At 36.8% G+C, this 19,555-nt stretch carries 15 protein-coding genes; all 15 read right to left on the bottom strand.

Features of this window, described 5'->3' with window-relative positions; all coding sequences use genetic code 11:
- Positions 1-114 precede the first annotated feature (114 nt).
- The gene (locus tag N0O92_RS08150; RefSeq protein ID WP_396334481.1) at positions 115-1,074 is read right to left on the bottom strand and encodes a formylglycine-generating enzyme family protein; all 960 of its coding nucleotides are present in this window, start codon (positions 1,072-1,074) and stop codon (positions 115-117) included.
- Between the two features lie 151 nt (positions 1,075-1,225).
- Positions 1,226-2,722 carry a sulfatase-like hydrolase/transferase gene (locus tag N0O92_RS08145; RefSeq protein WP_315614177.1) on the bottom strand — a complete coding sequence of 499 codons (1,497 nt, stop codon included), beginning with the start codon at positions 2,720-2,722 and terminating at the stop codon, positions 1,226-1,228.
- A 32-nt stretch (positions 2,723-2,754) separates the two neighbouring features.
- Positions 2,755-4,062 (bottom strand): TRAP transporter large permease, encoded by a 1,308-nt coding sequence (locus tag N0O92_RS08140; RefSeq protein ID WP_315614176.1) that lies wholly within the window; start codon positions 4,060-4,062, stop codon positions 2,755-2,757.
- Positions 4,063-4,099: 37 nt separating this feature from the next.
- Positions 4,100-4,636 carry a TRAP transporter small permease gene (locus N0O92_RS08135; RefSeq protein ID WP_315614175.1) on the bottom strand — a complete coding sequence of 179 codons (537 nt, stop codon included), beginning with the start codon at positions 4,634-4,636 and terminating at the stop codon, positions 4,100-4,102.
- Between the two features lie 79 nt (positions 4,637-4,715).
- Positions 4,716-5,810 carry a TRAP transporter substrate-binding protein DctP gene (dctP, locus tag N0O92_RS08130; protein ID WP_315614174.1) on the bottom strand — a complete coding sequence of 365 codons (1,095 nt, stop codon included), beginning with the start codon at positions 5,808-5,810 and terminating at the stop codon, positions 4,716-4,718.
- A gap of 264 nt (positions 5,811-6,074) precedes the next feature.
- Positions 6,075-7,598: an extracellular solute-binding protein gene (locus N0O92_RS08125; protein WP_315614173.1), complete on the bottom strand. Its 1,524-nt coding sequence runs from the start codon at positions 7,596-7,598 to the stop codon at positions 6,075-6,077.
- Between the two features lie 51 nt (positions 7,599-7,649).
- Positions 7,650-9,464, bottom strand: a complete 1,815-nt coding sequence (locus N0O92_RS08120; protein ID WP_315614172.1) for a cache domain-containing sensor histidine kinase — start codon at positions 9,462-9,464, stop codon at positions 7,650-7,652.
- Positions 9,461-10,474: a response regulator gene (locus tag N0O92_RS08115; RefSeq protein ID WP_315614171.1), complete on the bottom strand. Its 1,014-nt coding sequence runs from the start codon at positions 10,472-10,474 to the stop codon at positions 9,461-9,463. The genes N0O92_RS08120 and N0O92_RS08115 overlap by 4 nt, the downstream gene beginning before the upstream one ends.
- A 670-nt stretch (positions 10,475-11,144) precedes the next feature.
- Positions 11,145-12,335: an MFS transporter gene (locus N0O92_RS08110; RefSeq protein ID WP_315614170.1), complete on the bottom strand. Its 1,191-nt coding sequence runs from the start codon at positions 12,333-12,335 to the stop codon at positions 11,145-11,147.
- 340 nt (positions 12,336-12,675) lie between these two features.
- Positions 12,676-13,629: a VOC family protein gene (locus N0O92_RS08105; RefSeq protein ID WP_315614169.1), complete on the bottom strand. Its 954-nt coding sequence runs from the start codon at positions 13,627-13,629 to the stop codon at positions 12,676-12,678.
- 56 nt (positions 13,630-13,685) lie between these two features.
- Positions 13,686-14,819: an FAD-dependent monooxygenase gene (locus tag N0O92_RS08100; RefSeq protein ID WP_315614168.1), complete on the bottom strand. Its 1,134-nt coding sequence runs from the start codon at positions 14,817-14,819 to the stop codon at positions 13,686-13,688.
- 468 nt (positions 14,820-15,287) lie between these two features.
- Positions 15,288-16,037: a cyclase family protein gene (locus tag N0O92_RS08095; RefSeq protein WP_315614269.1), complete on the bottom strand. Its 750-nt coding sequence runs from the start codon at positions 16,035-16,037 to the stop codon at positions 15,288-15,290.
- Between the two features lie 178 nt (positions 16,038-16,215).
- Positions 16,216-17,175, bottom strand: coding sequence for a VOC family protein (locus tag N0O92_RS08090; RefSeq protein WP_315614167.1), 960 nt, complete (start codon positions 17,173-17,175; stop codon positions 16,216-16,218).
- A gap of 65 nt (positions 17,176-17,240) precedes the next feature.
- On the bottom strand, positions 17,241-18,203 hold the full coding sequence (locus N0O92_RS08085) for a fumarylacetoacetate hydrolase family protein (RefSeq protein WP_315614166.1): 963 nt from the start codon (positions 18,201-18,203) through the stop codon (positions 17,241-17,243).
- Positions 18,204-18,238: 35 nt separating this feature from the next.
- Positions 18,239-19,345, bottom strand: coding sequence for an alpha/beta hydrolase family protein (locus N0O92_RS08080; RefSeq protein WP_315614165.1), 1,107 nt, complete (start codon positions 19,343-19,345; stop codon positions 18,239-18,241).
- Positions 19,346-19,555: the final 210 nt, after the last annotated feature.

Genomic DNA, 19,555 nt, shown 5'->3' with positions numbered 1-19,555 from the left:
TCACACTACTAAAACTCCTTCAAATTACAATTTTAATTATTCTGTAAATAAAAGATTGAAAGCAATTTTTTTTATAATTCAAATAGGTCGTCCATGATAGAACTATTTAATCCGTTACAAGTCGACAGCACATCTAAATCCCATATTCCCTGTAGAACTATCAGGTGTGTTTTTTGTTCTAGCTGCTACTCTATAACGATTGCAGTACGATTGATGGCAGAGGTACGAGCCACCTTTCATTATTTTTTCTGTTCCATGCTTGGGTCCCTTTGGATTTAGTAGTTTCTCTTGTTTTGGATGAACACTTTGAAACCAATCTGAGCACCACTCCCAGACGTTTCCTGCAACATTGTACAGCCCAAATCCATTTGGTTGAAATGCATCAACTGGTGCTGTTGACACATAGCCATCTTTTCCTGTATTTTTCAATGGGAATTCCCCTTGCCAAATATTACAGAGATGCTTTTTCTTATGCGTTAATTTATCCCCCCATGGATATCTTTTTTGAATGAGGCCACCACGAGCAGCATACTCCCACTCAGCTTCAGTTAACAGCCTTTTTCCTGACCATTTGCAGTAAGCAACAGCATCATTCCACGATACATGGATAACAGGATGGTTCATTCTATCATCAATTGTAGAATCTAGCCCTTCTGGATGGTTCCAACTAGCTCCCTTTACCGCTAACCACCATGGTGTTTGCTCTGGGGAGCCAAGCACTTGACTCTTTGCTTCATCTGATACAAATAAATGAAATACAAATGACCAGCCGAACTGATTTGCATCCGTTTTGTATCCTGTCTCTTCAATAAATTCTTTAAATTGTTCGTTTGTAACAGTAAAGCGATCTATAGCAAATGGCCTTACATATACATTCCTAACTGGTCCTTCCCCATCTGCTTCAAATCCATCTTTATCATTTGTTCCCATTAAGAACTCTCCACCAGGCAGTTCGATAAGATTTTTATCATGCCTGCGTTTGGTAGATTTCGTAACTATACTAGGCTCTATTTTTTCCATTATTAGGCTACCATTTAGATTCCGTTTAGCTGAGCAACATGCTTTCTCTTTCATCCACTCACCCCTGAATTTAATTAAAATCAAGATACGTAAAATATACTAATTACACAATCTATTTAAATAAACCTTCTACTCTCTAGATTTCTTTATACTAAAGCTAAAAAGGATAATACACTTTTCGTATTATCCTTTTTAGCTTTAAAGTTTAATGATGTCCCACTGGACTTTCATACGCCATAAATGAATTAATTCTCGGTCGTTTATTCTTCTCTGCCTTACTCCCAGGGAAAGTAACTTTCAATTCCTCCCCCTCAACTGCGGGATCCTGCTCTCTCAAAGCCAAAATACTAATTAATTTTTGGCGATACTCTATTCTCTTTTCAGGTTTTTTCTTGACGAGATTCTTACGTTCATTAGGATCTTCTTTCATATTGAAAAGTAACTCATATCCGTCTGTCTCATACCAGATATATTTCCAATCTCCGTCTGTTACCATCAATGTACGATGGCTATCTCTTCCAAATTCCCCTAACATCATTTCTCGAACTGACTGGGATGTATCCTTAACGAGTGGAAGCAAGCTTCTTCCATCAATTCCTTCTGGGGTCACACCACCGCCAATCTCAACAAGTGTTGGCAAGATATCTTGTAAGCCAACCATTGATTGATTGGTACTCTCTGCTTTCCAGTTTGTTCCTAAGCGCTCATCTCCCTGATAAGGAGGGGTAATAATTAACGGAATATTACAAGAACCTTTTAAGAAAGTAGACTTTGCCCAAAGATTATGATCACCTAAGTTGTCACCATGATCTGCTGTAAAAACAATCCATGTATTATCTAACATTCCTTCTTCCGATAACGTACCAATGATACGATTAATTTGTCTGTCAATATGTGTAACAGATGCATAAAAAGCACGTTTTGCTAGTTCCTTTTGATGTTTGGTCTTCCCTTTTCCAAAAGCTAAGCTCAATTGATGATAGATAGGGTGTTCCTCCACCCAATCTCCCATCGCAGATTCAGGTATTTCCTCCCCTTCATATACATAAAGATCATTCATCAATGGTGTTAGTGGCGGATGTGGAGCGGTAAATGAAGTCCATAAAAATAATGGTCTCGTCCAATCACGTCGTTTAATTTGCTTACACGATTGTTCCCCTATCCACTCTGTTGGATGCAAGTGATCTGGTAAATGCCAAGGCGAAACCGCATATTCATTCATAGATAAACCGTGCCCAAATGCTTTTCCCGAATAGCCTTGCTCCGCTAACCAAAGTTCGTAATCGTCTAATCGCTTGTTATCACCAAGCAATCTGCCTTCCTCACACAAAAGCATCTCTTCAAACCCATAATGTTTCCGTTCTGGGTAAACGTGCATTTTCCCAACTACTTTCGTTTGATACCCTGCGTCACGAAGCTGTTGTGGCAATGTTTCTTGAACAGGAAGCTCAAAACCTGCACGATATTCCTTTATACCTAAACGATCTCCTTCTAGTCCTGTCATTATGGATGCCCGAGCTGGGATACAAACAGGTGTCGGTGAATAAGCTTGGGTAAAGCGTACTCCATTTTCAGCTAATTTGTCGATGTGAGGAGTTTGAATAACTGGATGACCTGCACACCCTAATAAGTCCGCTCTTAAATGATCACACGTGATAAAAATGATATTCGGTTTTCCCTCTTTATTCGAAGCATTCATCATATCAACCTCTTTTTTTTATTGTTTAACCATCCCTACCCCATTAATGAAGGTAAGAACGTAATAATTTGCGGGAACAATAGAAATAAAGCAATAATTACAAAGTCTGCAAAAATAAATGGAACAGCTCCTCTATAAATATCTCGCAGATCACTTCCTGGTACGGTTCCTTTCAAAATGAACAAACTCATCCCAAATGGAGGCGTGACAAGTGCCACTTCCACTAAAAAGACTAGTAATACTCCGAACCAGATAGGATCATATCCAAGTGCAATAACAGCTGGAAATATAATAGGAAGTGTCAAAAACATCGCAGAAATCATTTCAATAAACATCCCTAAAATTAGATACAACAAAATGATTCCAAGAATAATAACAATCGGCTCTACTGGGAGTGACACTAGAAATTGTGATAATTGTGTTGGAATTCGTGAAACAGATAAGAAATAACTAAAAACAAACGTTCCACCAACTAAAATAAAAATCATACAAGTCGTTTTCATTGTTTCAATCATGCTATTTTTCATGATCTCCCATTTAAATCCATGCTTAATCAAAACCATAATAAAAACAACGAAGGCTCCCATTCCACCTGCTTCTGTTGGAGTAAAAATGCCCGAATATAAACCTGCAACAATCGTAATAACCAAAATCGCAAATGGACCTATCCCTTTTAAAGACAACATTTTTTCTTTAAACGACGATTTCGATTGCGAAGGTGCGATTTCTGGTTTTCTTTTCACTAAGATATACACTAAAATCATATAAACGATAGCTGCGACAATTCCAGGAAGTAACCCTCCAATCAAAAGTTTCCCGATTGACTGCTGTGTAATAATTGCAAATACAATCATCAAAATACTAGGTGGAATCATAACGGCTAATGGCCCAACCGAGGCAATAACCCCATAAGCGAGCTTTTTATCAACGCCTGTTTTCACCATTTCCGGGTAAGCAATTTTGGATAAAGTTGCTGTTGAAGCAGGACCTGATCCAGATACCGCACCGAAACCAGCACCACCAAAAATCGTTACTTGTGCCATTCCACCTGGCAAATGTCCAACCCACTTTTTGGCTGTGTCAAAAAGTTGAGTAACAATTCCACAATAATAAGCTAAAAAGCCCATTAAGATAAATAACGGGATTGCCGTAAAATTATAATCGGAAAGAGCTTCATAAAACGTGTTACCCATAATCGTAAAACTCGATCCGGAACCTCTTATTAAAGCAAATCCAATAAATCCGACAAGAATCATGACAAAACCAACGGGAACTCTTAAAAATACAAGGATGACCATCAAAATTAAACCTAGTACTCCAATGAGCTGTGGATCGAGATTCATACTCTTTCCTCCTTTATTTAAGCTGCATACCTAAGAACTACGATACCAACTGATCTTCTTGTTTCACTGAGTTTTCTTTAACGTTGAATATACATAACAAAATATCTAGTAATAACCTTAATGAAAGAGTCAACATTCCTAATGTAATAAAAGCTTTAGAAGGCCATAAAGGAAGCTTTAATAGACTATTAGCATTATAGTCTTGATGAACAAAAGACGACCATGCCTGTAACCCACTTTGCCAGGCAACAATTCCGATCACAAACAACCCTATAACGTAACCGAGCAAATGAAAAAACTTTTGGAATTTTTGTGGCAAATAATCCGTAACCACTTCAACCGTAATATTCCCCTTTTGACCTTGTACATAGGCAAAACCTAAAGCTACTAATGCTACAAATAACTGAACAACAATTTCGTATACACCGACAATAGGGGAACCAAACACATTTCTCATGAAAATATTAATGGTGATAAGAAACATGATAAAAAATACAAGAAATCCCCCAATGATTAAGAAAGTAAGTTCTATTTTCATAAACGACCTGTTAATCGCATTTAGCATTTTACCCATTCATAGCACTCCTTCCTACAAACACTATATTACTCAAGGCAAGCCAAATAGGCAGCTTACCTTGAGAGGTGAAAAATTATTACTTAAAAGGATTTTCTTGTTCGTACTTCTCAACTAGTTCTCTATACGTATTTAAAACCTGTTCACCAGGTAATCCCTTACCTTCTTGCTCTTTAATCCATTCATCCCAAACATGAGTCGTAATAATATCAATCATAAAACTTAAATCTTCTTCAGTCGGCTCAACAATCGTACCGCCTGCTTCTATAAACTTCTCTTCATACTCTTCTTCACTAAGTTGATAGATTGTGTGGAAAGAATCGGCTTGGAATTCTTCCTTTACTTCTGTAATCACGTCTTGAAGTTCAGCAGGCAGGCCTTCCCATACTGTTTGATTCATTGTATACAAACCAGTCGTTGTTCCCATTGGTAACTGCCATGCATGCTTGGCAGATTCATGAAGTCCAAAACTCATTGCTCCTTGAGCTGAGAAAAGAACCGTATCAACAATCCCTCTTGTTAGTGCATCATAAGCATCTGTTAAATTCATGCCCACGGGAACCATTCCCAGTTCTCCAGCAATTGCAGCTTGAGTTGGAGAGTTGGTAAGAACCTGTAACCCCTTTAGATCATCGAATTCATTAAGGGGACTAGTAGAGATAAAATACATAGGCGGTGCTCCAAAGTTTCCAATATTTACATTTCCGTGATTCTCAAGCTCTTGATTCATTTCAGGAATTTGTTGCTGTAATTCATTTAACGCCTTTACAGCTGTCCATGCATTTTCATGTAAACCAGGATTAGAAGCAATGGTATTCAATGGTAATTTTCCAGATTGCCACGAAGGGAAAACGACTGCAACGTCAGCTATCCCATTGCCAACAGCATCGATGACATCAAAGCCATCTGACAATCCACCATTATAATAACGTTCAAATTCTATTTGTCCTTCACTTCTTTCCTCTATTTCATCTAAATACGCATCAAATGCTCGAGTCAAAGGAATTCCAGGAGGAGAATGAGTACTAGCTATTAGGTTTATGGTTTCCCTAGATTCCACTTCTTGACCAGGATTCTCTTCGCTAGTCGTCGTCTCTGTGTTCGTGCTTGATGAACAACCGATTAATCCAAAAAGCGCTAATGAAAGAATAAGACTTTTAGATAGTTTTTTCATACATATAACCCCTTTTCATTATTATTGATAACGCTTTCAATTGTCGTTATAAACGCCTATCTAATTCCTCACATCCTTTTTTAATTATAAGTTTATTGTAAATTCAATTATCAATATCGTCTTTGACGAATTTTCTGAATTCTTAGCGTATTTTATTCTCTCTTTATCTATCTTCTAATACGTATAGCTTTCGCTTTTTAGTAACAACAAAAAAGGTGTAAATCACCTAAGGCAGACGCTAAAGTGAATTACACCATCAATCATTTAATTTTCTTTAGATTCAGTTCCAGCCATAGTTTTATTCAACTGCTGGTATGCTTCATTTATTTCAGTTATAATTTCTTTACCTCCAGTAGATTTCCATTCTTCAACAGCCTTTTCAATTGCTTCCATTGGCTCTTCTCCTTTAATAACGTTGACCATAGTTTCCATCCACCGGTTATTAATAGTCGTACCAATAGTAATTTCTGTTTCAGAAACAAGCCCAACAGCAGGATTGTTCACGAGATATATTTCGTTATTTTGAGTAAAGGAATTAATAGCAGCAGCTTCCACCGCATCTGTCGTTTTCAGGATCATATACTTAGGATCATTCCGCCTTAAAAAAGAAAAAAGCAATTGAGACGGGGCATCTTTTGTTGTAGCCTCAAGAGCCCGATACTTTTCATCTGAAATTCTTGTATAGTGCATTCCTTCAATCCCATGACGTAACAAATCATGCCCCTCGTCTGATAGCATATAATCTAACATTCCTAATATTTTTTCTTGTTTTTCATAATCTACATTTGCATTAATCACAATTTTATGTTTTCCTGTCCTTGCAAAAATTCCACGTTCTTGATTTGGCCCAATTAAGGGAGAGAGCTGAACTAGTTCTGCTTCTGCTGAATTTCTTACTAATGTTGGAATGGAAACCATATGAAAGATCCGAGCAATTCCTAATTGATTTGCTTGTAGCATCCGATAAGAATCATTGTCTAAGTTGTAGAGAAAATCTGGATCAAGTACTCCCTCAGCATAGGCTTTTCTTAAAAAGCCAATAAAGTCTTTTAACTCGTTCGTTTGGATTTGCATCGGAAATAGATTTCCATTATCATCTTCTCCCCAACCATTAACTAGTCCAAATCCCGCCATGAAAAACAAAGCTGTATCTCCAAACCCAAAATTCCCCATAGGATTTATATCTAGTGTAAAGCCGATTGTATCTTGGTTACCTGAATTATTTGGGTCTTCGTTTACAAATGCTTTAGCAACTTCGTAAAACTCGTCAACAGTTTCAGGGATCTCCAATCCAAGAGTGTCTAACCAGTCTTTACGTATGAGTAATGATTCTAATACCTCTGGAATATATACTGGGAAACCAAAGTATTGATTATCAGGATTATAGAGCTGATAAGCTGGTTCAGGTATATGTGTAAAGAGGTTGGGATAATCGCTAAGATACGGTTTCACATCCATAAAGATACCTCGATCTCGCCATCGTAGGAACTGGTCTTTAGTCACAAAGAACACATCTGGGAAATTATTAGAAGCTGCAGCGACATTTAACTTTTCTTCATAGATTGATGTGGGAACCCACTCAATATTCAACTCCATTCCCAAACGACTATTTATTTCTTGTATGACAGGATGATTGGAATTCCATCCTCCTGATGTATAGCTCCTAATCATTATATTGATTGTTGTTTTTTCACCCATTTCCTCTTCGGTTCTATTATCTACCCAAGAGCATCCAATCAAATTCCCTATTAAAACAAACACACAAAAAGAAGACAACCATTTCTGCATTTTGATTATCCTCCTTCTCCCATTTTCTAATCAAACCATTTAACAAACTAGTTATTCGACGGACCGCAAAATTGGCAAACGAACGAAAACGACAGTTTCTTCATTTTGGATTGCAATACTAACCCCATATTGTTTGCCATACTTAAGCACTATTCGACAATGCACATTAGCAATTCCTAAACTTTGTTGCTTACGGTATTCCTCATGTACGTTATCTGTAATAGAAGAAATTTTTCTATTCAGCATTTCTATTTTCTTATCATCTATTTTTAAACCTGTATTCGTGATTCTGATGACCAACTCATCATCTTCATCATATGCCGAAACAATAATTGACCCTTTTCCATCATTTGGTTCAATTGCATATTTGATCGCATTTTCCACAAGAGGCTGAATCATCAATTTTATGACAGTACAATCTAAGAATTTTTCATCTACGTTTATTTGACTGTGAAAAGTAACAGGAAATCTCACTTGAATAAGTGCTAAATAATGTTTAAGATGTTCCAGTTCCTCCCTAAGTGTAACTACTTTCGTTACATTTTTCGCTGTGTAACGATAGAAGTCAGCTAAATTGCGAGACATTGTAACGATTTGAGAAACATCTTCCATATAGGCAATACTTTTTATGATATCCAAAGAATTGTAGAGAAAGTGTGGATCTATTTGATTTTGTAACGCTTGAATAATCGCTTCCTTTTCTCTTAATAAAAGATTTGCTTCCCTTAATTCCAAAGATGTAACATTACTAAGTAATTCATCAATTTGTTCAACCATATTATTAAAACTATGATTTAAATGAAAAATTTCATCATTACCTGACATTTCTGGTGCTCGAACATGCAAATCACCTTTTTCTACACGTAACATAAATTGCTTCAACTCTAAAATGGGCTTCACGAATCGATTTGTAATCCAAGGAACAATGATCACAATACTTACAACAATGATAAGAAGTGTAATTAAGATGATATTTGATGTATTTTGCATAGCAGAAGCCATTTTATCTAACGGTACCGTGTGTACAAAAGTCCAACCTGTGGATTCCGACTTAGAAATAGAGACTAACTGCCTCATGCCATAAACGTTCTGAATCGACGCTTCTTCTTCAGAGGATAAATTAAATTCAACAAGATCTGTCTCAGATCGCGAAATTCCGAGCTGCTCGTAGTAGTCATGATAGACAATCAAATCATCTTCAGAAATAGCAAAAAAACTACCTTCAGAAACTAAATTTGCATTAGTAAATATTCTTTCAAGTTCAATTAGTTCAAGATCAATCACTAATTTACCAAGTAACTCTAATGTAGTGACACTATAGACTGGGATCTCCAGCGACACTACCCGAACGTCGTTAACAATCGGATAATTAATAATATGTGTCGGTAATACTCTTAAATCGGGATGAAAAGAGTTATTGTACCAAGGCTCATCCATATAGGAATGGTTCCGTGATAAAGGGAGGTTTGTCATTTCAAGAACTTTCATGTCAGTAGTAACTAAAAACATCCCCACAATCTCAGGATAATTTAAGGCAATATTTTTTCTCAGTTCATTTTGAATTGAATCGATTTCACGTGTACTAAATTCTCGTTCATTTTTCATCCATGATTGTAACAGGTCACCAGTCAATAGCGATGATGTAGATTTCCCTAATTGGCTCATGTAAAATTCAATATGTTGATTTAAGCGAAGTGTTGCTTCATTCGAAAGTCGATAAAAATCATTCTTTACACTTTGAGTATAATTTACATAAGAAATGGAAGCCATTAAAAAAACAGACAATAAGGCTACTGTTAAGAAAGCGACAATTAATTTTGCTTTTATTGATAGTTGTTGGTGTAACTTGTAAAGGAGATCTTTCATAAGTTCATAATCTTCCTGTATTCTTTTGGGGAATACCCATTTATCTGCTTAAATACCCGATTGAAATGAGGTGGTGAAATAAATCCGACCATTTCAGCTATTTCGTATATTTTCAAATCATTTTCCGTAAGTAATTCCTTCGCTTTATTTATTCTTACTGCATTTAAATAGTTTACAAACGTTTGTCCAGTATGTTTTTTAAAAAGCAGACTAAAATGGGACACACTAATATTAAAGCGATCTGTTACGTCCATCATACTCAAGTCTCTATAGTAATTTTGTTGTAAAAATTCACACGCATTTCGAATAACGCTTCTTGAATCATTTTTAAGAAGATCTGTTGAACACTTCATCCATTGTTCAAGTAATTGCTGAAAATGACTACGCACGCCTTCGTTCTCCATATCACATAAAATCTTTCGTTCAAAGTCTGGAAAAATACTCACAATTAGGTCGTTCATTTGGCCTGAGAATATTTTCAATAATACATGTCGCTCACCAACACTGAGAGTTTTTGTATCATAGAGAGATTTGATTAGTTTCAAAAGTTCCTTCAAAAAATCATGACCACTATGGTCTTGTATTTGATTTATAAACTCTTGAATTTCTAATAGAAAAGCATGCATAGTATGGTGATATTTCAACCGATCTATAGTACCCTTTAACGCATTGAGAACCTCTGATTCCATAACTGGTTTAAGTAAAAAATCAGAGACGCCGTAGCGGATTGCTTGTTGCGCATATTCAAACTGATCATAACCAGTGACAATAATCGGGATGATAGGCAAATTACGCTCTTTAATTTCCTGAACAAGCCACAGTCCATCTTTTTTAGGCATCTTGATATCAGTTATCACAATGGTTGGCCATACCTCAAATATTAAATCAAGAGCTTCTTCACCATTCCCAGCTTCTGCAACTACTTCATAACCACCGACTATACTTTCTACCATTTTTACCATTGCTCCACGAATCCACTGTTCATCCTCGACAACCATTACTTGATACATTTTCATCACCACACATTATAGAAATTGCGAGAAAAAACCTCGGTGAAACAAATAAAAAAAGTGTTTAATAAAAAAGAAAATAAAAAGTAAGCGTTTTCTTATTTGGTCGGAAAGCACCTAGCCTACTCGTTGGAGAAGTAAATGATACTCTTTTTTTGTGTGTTACTAAAATTTATTATAGCATAATATAAGTTAGAAAAATCAGCAAATTGATTACTTAGTCCTATCTTAGACCTTCCTATTCTATTTAACGCTCTGCTACCTACCCCAAAGACTTAACCCTTAGTCATGTTAGATTCTACACATACTTCACTAGTTGCCCTTGTTAACGTTTTGTAAAAACCTCTAGGAAACCAGTTCTCTATAATTTAGAGAACTGGTTTCCTTACTCTTCGCAATCTAGTTACTAATCTTTTAAATGTGAACGAAAGGTCTAGCCATAATTCAACTACAAACGTTGAGACCACTTCCTCACTATTTTTGAAACCTATTCTAACTGCTTTTGCCCGAATCGTCATTTTTCCCTTTTCAAGAGTATGTGGCCCTTGATAAATTTGTGTCCTCTACCGATTGCTTCCTTCATAATTCGACTTCCAGCACGACCGTTTGCACCAATAATTTCTATTTCCATGTTTGATTCTCCCTTCTTTTTGGATATAGATGAACCTATCTAAGCTGCTCCTGCACCTACATCTTTTTTCGCACTAAGCTGGACTATATAATAAAAGAACATTGCTACCACTACGATCCCTGCACAAACGAGATACATCATTTGATAATTTGTATAAAAAGCAACAATACCGAGTAAGACAGCTCCTACTCCCATACCGATATCAAAAAATAAATAGAATGTCGAAGTGGCCACACCTCTCCTTTCACTTGGAGAAGATGCCGTAACAAGTGTAATAAAGCTTGGTTGAAGGGTCCCATAGCCTAAGCCTATGACTGCTCCCATCGCAAGAAATGCAAATGGACCTTGTACAAAACTTAAGCCTATCCACCCTAAAAAGTAGATAACAAGAGACGGATACACAACATAATTTGCACCAAATTTATCAAAGATCCTTCCTGTAAAGCTGCGTGTCGCAATCAACATAACCGCATACATCACAAAAAAATAACCAGCAATATTCCCCAACCCAAGACTCTCAGCATAAATAGGAACATAAGATTGAATCGTCGATTGTGCTAACACTAAAACAAAGCAAACAAATGCAATTGGTAATGCCTTTTTTTCAATCATACTTTCCCATTTTAATTTCCTCTTAGTCTTCTCAAAATTAGGAACAGGAACTTCCTCTACTTTCGCCATTTTGGCAAATAGAAAAGCTGCAATTGTATAAACTGAACAAACAGCAAATAAGACGGTAAAGTTATAAGTTGACACGATCATTAACCCGGTTAATGGTCCTAATACCATAGATAAGCTCATAGACAAAGTGAAGTAACTTATTCCTTCCCCTTTTCGGTTAGCTGGCGGAATTTCTGAAGCGATAGCCATTGTAGCAGTAGAAACTATTCCAAACGCAGCCCCATGTAAAATCCGTAACACGAAAAGTAGAAAAATACTATTTATCCCTAAATACGCTATATTTGTAATCGCAAATAAAAGTAATGAAGCGATTAAGATTTTCTTTTTTCCTAAGTCATCTATCCACTTTCCAGCAAATAAACGTACAATAATAGCTCCTAGAGTAAAAGCCATTAACGTAAGTCCTATCTCTTTTTCACTTTGTTCTAATACATCAATCACATAAAGCGGCAAAGTCGTAATTAGTGTATTAACAGTCATAAATAGAAAAAAATTACATAAACACATTCCTATAAAATCACGATTCCATAATCGGACTTGTTTTACCATTTTCCTCTCACCCTTACTGGTTAGACAATTTAATTTGTCCGTTCCTCAAACGCGAAATTTCAATTCCACTCCGTTAGCTAAAAATTGTCTCCTACTCTTAATGACAGCCTTTCCCTTTTCATCATGGCCAGTTACAACTCTACGAACTTTTAATTGACTTTCCAACATCATCTCCTGCCAAATAATTTATTACATACTGGTAACCTAGCAATCTTCATGCCAATAAAATAACAACACAACTGTACAATAATCGCACAGTTGTGTTGTAAATAATTTGTACATTTTTAACAAGTCATTGTAAAACCTTTTAATTAGTAGCTTAGCCCAGCAATATCAGCTACTACTTCCCTGCTTTTTCATGAATATTATCAAATTCAGATGACTCCATAAAAATGTTATACTCAGACCAAGCATCATTTGGATTTTCTGCTACTGGCCATAATTTCGGACCATAATCCGGTGCAAAGTATAACGGCGAACCTCCATAAATTTCAACGCGGTTTCCACCTGGCTCAATCGCATACGTCGTGAATGCCTCACCTAATGCATGTTTAAACGGTTTCATCTCTAAACGGTATCCGTTGTCAACCACATAATCTGCTGTTTCTAAAACTTGATCACGATTTTCTACCGCATAACAAATATGATTTAAGTTCCCGTTTTTCTTAGTAGGATCAGCAAACATGGCTACTTCATGATTTAAACTTGATACTGCTAAAATCGAGCCAACCTCTTTTCCATCCGGTAGAACGACGCCTTCGTTATATTTAAATCCTAACTCCTGATAGTATTGGTTGTGACGTGATACATCACTGCTCCATAGAGTAACATGATCCAATCGTCTTACAGATGCTCCTCGACTTGGATTTTTTTGTGGACGTGAGCGCCATTTGCTTTGTTTATCCTCTGGAATAACCGCTAAATCAACTTCCCAGAAGATTTCTTCTAGGTGCCCTTCTGGTGATAAAAATTGGTACGCTCTTCCATGTCCTAGATCTCCTTCAATCCAACCCTTTCCGTAGCCTTTACTTTCAATGAACTCAACAGCTTCTAACAAATCTTCTTCACTTTCTGCACGCCAGCCAATATGTCCAAGTCCATGTGTTGGTCCTTCTGTAATCTTTAAGCTGTGATGAAAAAACTCACCCCATGCACGCATATAGACTGAATTTCCTAATCGACCAGATTCTTCTAATCCTAAAATGTCGTGGAAAAATTTCACTGACTCTTCTAGTTTAGGGCTATAAATTTCTAAGTGTGCTAACTGTGAGATAAAATGATTTCTTTTTGGCATAGTTAATTCCTCCGACTTTGAATGATTATTCTGTTTATTTGTATTAATCTATTAATTTAATAAGCCTCTGCCATTTTAATAGTCGTTTCATCAATCAACTGATTCATATTGCATTCTTTTGGCAACTTTCCTTCTTTCATTAACAATTCCCATTTTACTAGTGTATTTGACGTATCCACGACTAATTTGCAACGCTCAAAACGCCTTTCCACAAAAGAGTTAAGCGTTTCAGTCATTGGCAAATCTTCCTTGAGCATATTGGCTAATACGATTGCATCTTCTATAGCAATCGCTGCTCCCATTGCCATATGAGGTGTCGTAGCATGGGCTGCGTCTCCAATAATCAAAGTACGTCCACTATTCCATGGTTTATCCATTAGTAGGGTTGAAATAGGACGGTAAACGACTCCTTTAGGATCTACAATTTGATCACGTAACTCAGGAATAAACCCGCCAAATTCATCCAACGTTTCTTTCATTAACACATGAAGTTGATCTTCTGGCTTCCACTCATTTTCTGGTTCTGTTGTTACAACAAACACATAAACCGTATCTTCTGACATCGGGACGATCCCAGCTTTATTTTTCTTTCCAAAAGTCATGATTAATGCATCAGGCATTTCTTTTGGGCGTTTCATCGTATATCTCCATACAGCTTGCCCAACATATTGCGGTTTCTGTTCTCCAAAAAGCATATTTCTTACTTTAGAATTAACGCCGTCACATCCTACAACAAGATCGTATTCCCCAATTGAACCATCGGTGAATTCTACAAACACTGTATCTTCATTGTCTTGAATCACATCGACTGTAAGACCTAAGCGAATATTTACTCCTTTTTTCATTGCTTCTGCATATAAAATATTGTGTAACTCTCTTCTTGAAATCCCACAATTTATTTTATGTTTTCCGGCTGCTTGTGCTGGAAGTTCATGAAACACATGGCCCTGACCACTGCACATTTGTAGCTTTTCATAAGACTTTCCACGAGCTACCACTTCTTCAAGAACACCAAGATCATCCAATACACGGATCGCATTAGATTGCAAAATAATTCCAACTCCATAAACATTATATTCTTTTTGGATTTCCACTATCTCTGTTTTTATGCCGGCATTCTCTAAAGCAATAGCTGTTGAAAGTCCTCCGATCCCGCCTCCAACAATTAAAACCTTTTTAACATTTGACATATACACCCTTCCTTTCCTTACATAAATTTTTTTATTAAATATTTTCGAAAAGAACAACGTAAAATGTAACAATCACGCACTGAGAAATTTAATCTTGTTATATGAACTTATCGCTATCACTTCTTTCTCTTCAATAAATAAAGCGGTTACATAAAAGAGTAGTACCATCTTCCTTATTGATTTAAATAACTACCTTAATAGATTTATTGATTTACACTATTATAAGCAAGTATCATGCCAACTTTATTAAGACGCAAAACTTTCATTTTATAGAGATTAGAGAATCAGTAATTTTACGATTGTACGGTTTTCATACAAGATCTCCCTCAAACAGTGTATAAAAATTGTACAGTGTGTTTGAATGTTACATTCATTGTTTTATTGGATCGTTTTCATGACAAAATAAAGAACACAGACTGTATGACACCGCTAAATTCTGTGTTCAATATTTAGGGCTACGTTAACATTTTACTCTTCTACGATGGCTACAGCCCTAGTCCAACCAGCACTTCCACCTTTAATTTTGACCGGAAATACAGAAACTTTAAAACCATAAGGAGGAAGTTGATCCAAGTTTGCTAGTTTTTCAATTTGACAGTATTCCTTTTCTCTTCCTACAAAATGCGCAGCCCACAAAACACCTGGCCTAGGATTACTTTTATAATCCTCTGCTTGTACGTAAAAAGGTGTATCCCAGCCCCAGCCGTCCGTTCCCATCACTTTAATTCCCTTCTCAATCAGCCAGCGAGTGGCATCTGCAGAAACCCCTACATGAATTTGAGCATAATTTTCTTGATACATCTTTTTATCTGCATCACAACGAATCATGACAATATCATACGGCTTTAACTCATATTCCATTTGAGCTAGCTTCTGTTCAAGGTCCGAAACCGTTAACTCATAGCCTGGTGGTTTATCTGTAAAATTTAACACAACCCCGTCACTATAAAACCATTCAAGAGGCAATTCATCGATCGTACGACTAGGTTTCCCTTCACTTGTTGGCCAATAATGCCAAGGTGCATCAACATGGGTTCCAGCATGACTCGTTAAAGATAGACTCTCCCCAGCCCCCCACTTTCTTTCTGGAAAATCCTCTGGTTGCAGACCATAAAGTTTAGCTGCTAATTCCGCTCCTTCATCATGTGATTCATAGCGAATGGAAAAAGGAAGAGGGTCCTTTAACTCTTTATCAATCGGAACACTGATATCCACCATTCTGACTCCTTTTCGCTCACTCAAATTGCTCATCCTTTCTGTTGTAATATTAGATTCACTATCACTCTAAACTCACCTAATCTAACTTACCTCTTGTGTAGCAGAGGCCATTGAAAACAGTATGTTTTTCACCTGTTTCAACGGCCTAACACACCATGAGAAATCTAACAGTAATTCTCTATTTTTTTACACTATGCTTTTCATGAACACTATCAAATTCTGATGAGTCCATAAAAATGTTATGTTCTGACCAAGCATCGTTAGGGTTTTCTGCTACTGGCCATAATTTCGGACCATAATCCGGCGCAAAGTATAACGGCGAACCTCCATAAATTTCAACTCGGTTTCCACCTGGTTCAATCGCGTACGTTGTAAACGCTTCTCCTAATGCGTGTTTAAACGGTTTCATTTCTAAGCGGTAGCCATTGTCTACTACATAATCAGCCGTTTCTAGTACTTGATCACGATTTTCTACCGCGTAACAAATATGATTTAAGTTCCCATTTTGTTTAGAATAATCAGCAAACATCGCTACTTCATGATTTAAACTAGATACAGCAAGAATCGAACCCACCTCTGTTCCATTTGGTAGAACGACACCTTCATTATATTTAAATCCTAGCTCTTGATAATATTGATTGTGACGTGTCACATCACTGCTCCAAAGTGTCACATGATCTAATCGTCTTACCGATGCACCGCGACTTGGATTTTTTTGCGGACGAGAGCGCCATTTGCTTTGCTTTTCTTCTGGAATGACAGCTAAATCAACATCCCAGAAAATTTCTTCTAAATGACCCTCTGGTGATACAAATTGATACGCTCTACCATGTCCAAGATCTCCGTCAATCCAGCCCTTGCCGTATCCTTTGCTTTCAATGAACTCGACAGCTTCTAGCAAATCTTCTTCACTTTCTGCACGCCAGCCAATATGTCCAAGTCCGTGTGTTGGTCCTTCTGTAATCTTTAAACTGTGGTGGAAAAACTCTCCCCATGCCCGCATGTATACCGAATTCCCTAAACGACCTGATTCTTCTAAACCTAAAATGTCGTGAAAAAATTTAACAGACTCTTCTAGTTTTGGACTATAAATTTCTAAGTGAGCTAATTGAGAGATAAAATGATTTCTTTTTGGCATGGTAATTCCTCCAATATTGGTAATTTTGGTTATTGATTATATTTGCCTTAATACAGAAATTCTCGTTAACTAGTAGAGCTTTTTAAGCTATTTTTAGATTGGTTATCAAGCATATCTGCCTTTGCAATTGTATTTTTTAATGTACCTAAACCTGTTATGGATAACTCTATTTCATCACCAGGTTCTAACCAACGATGAACTTCGGGACCTAATTCTAAAATACAACCAAATCCTACTGTACCTGATCCTAGTAAATCTCCCGGGTACAAAGTAACCTCTTCCGATGCTCGCTCAATCATTTGCGGGAAACTATAGTAAATATCCTTAAAGTTTCCTTCTGTCACCGTTTTCCCATTGATTTTAGCGGTCATTTCTAGATTATATCGATCATTCACGCGATATGGAGCTAACTCATCTTTCGTGACAATGTACGGGCCAATCGAAGTTGCAAAATCTTTCCCTTTGGCAGGTCCTAGATGAACGGCCATTTCTTGCATTTGCAAATCTCGAGCAGTCCAATCGTTCAAAATTGTATATCCAAAAATATAATCTTCAGCCTCTTCAGCTGATATGTTTTTTCCTTCTTTTCCGATGATGCAACCCATTTCTAGTTCAAAATCTAATCGGACACATTTTTTCGGACGAGTGATGGCTTCATTCGGTCCCTTAATTGCATGGTGATTAGAAAAATAGAAAACAGGAATTTCATACCATTCTTTTGCCATCGTATGGCCAGCTCGATTTGTAGCATTTAGAACATGTGTTTCAAATGCTACAAAATCTCTAAAGCTAGTTGGATTAGGCAACGGGGCTACTAACTCCACTTCCTCTAAATCAAATATCCCTATATCAACTTGACGTTTTAAATCTTCTACAACTGAGCAATAGTGTTCATGTTTTTGAATAAATTCCTTGATTTGAGAAGGGAGTTTCCCTTCACTTACGTAATTCATGTCTATGACTGTATTCCCCTCAATCCATCCAGCACGAACATCACCATTGGCATGTTTAAAACTAACTAATTTCATAGACTCACCCCTCCTTCAGAAATCATTCCATTCATTTACTTAGTCAATTGTTCTTTTAAGAAATCGAACATGTCATAGGTTTCAGAGAAATTATCTACTTGGCAATGAGCAGACCCTGGACTGCTTTTAGGAACAATTTTCAGGTGTCTTTCACAAGTTAAATCATTATACAGATCATACGCATTTTTCACTGTATTTTGACGATCATCTTCTCCATGTAAAATAAAGGTTGGCATGCTGATCTTTTCAGCTACCCCTCTTAAATTAAATTTATCTAGTTCTTTTCTCGTATCGTCCATATTGTCCTTGCCGATTACATGCATGATAATTCTGGCTAATGGATGATTATCTGGACGCTGAGACCATGTGTAATTATAATCATAGACTGCTCCCCAAATGGCGCATGCCTTAAATCGTGGCTCTAAAGCGGCTGACCTAGCTGCCATGTAACCTCCCATCGACACAGCCATAATTCCAACACGATCAGGATCAATATCAAGATTATCTACAGCCCATTCATACGCTGTCGTACCAGCTACATTGTAATCATAACGTGTATGAATATGATTTAAGCGCAGCGCTCCACCTTGGCCTGGTCCATCTACCGCAAGGAAAGAAATACCTCGCTCATTTAACTCTTGTGCCGGTCCGAAATAAAGCTCTTCTGCTGTTGAATCTAGACCACCAAACATAATAACCAAAGGACTATTTTCTTTGTCCTTTACAGGAAAGTAATATCCCGGTAAGAATGAGTTCTCATATGGAATCTGAATCGCTTTAGGAGGATTGTCTAACAATTCAGCTCCTTTTCGAAAAGCTTCAACTCCTTTTAGATAGGTAGGGATTTTTCTTGCATCATCTGGTTGCAAAAAGAATTCAGCTGTGCGAATGTAGTTGGATGCATGTAAATACGTTGCTCTAGCTGTTTCAATACGACCTTGATCTAATGCTTCATTCGCTTTGGTTAATGTTTTATTCCCCATGTTCATCCATGCAGAATGAAAACTTTCATAATCTCCAACTTTAATTTGACTAGCTGCTTCTAGTATTTCGTTTACTTCTCCTCCGCCAGATTGAGCTTGACACATCATTCGAACGACTTGGTAAGACCACATATAGTTCTCAGGAAAATAATGGAACATACAATCACTCCTCTATTAAATATGTAAGTAAAAGCTCTTTTCATTTCAATCACATTAGTGAGCGCTTTCACCATTTGTTAAATTATTTTGCAATTTGCGTGCCAACTTTTCAAATTCATAAATAAACATCATAAAAAACCGCAGAAATCAAACGTTCCGCTAGTTAAGTAGCATTTGTTCTTAATGATTTGTTAATTGTAAAAACATAAT

This window comes from Alkalihalobacillus sp. MEB130, assembly GCF_032335535.1.
GTDB lineage: Bacteria > Bacillota > Bacilli > Bacillales > Bacillaceae_D > Halalkalibacter.
The sequence above is the reverse complement of the archived record's forward strand: the minus strand, read 5'-3'. Positions and strand labels throughout refer to the sequence as shown.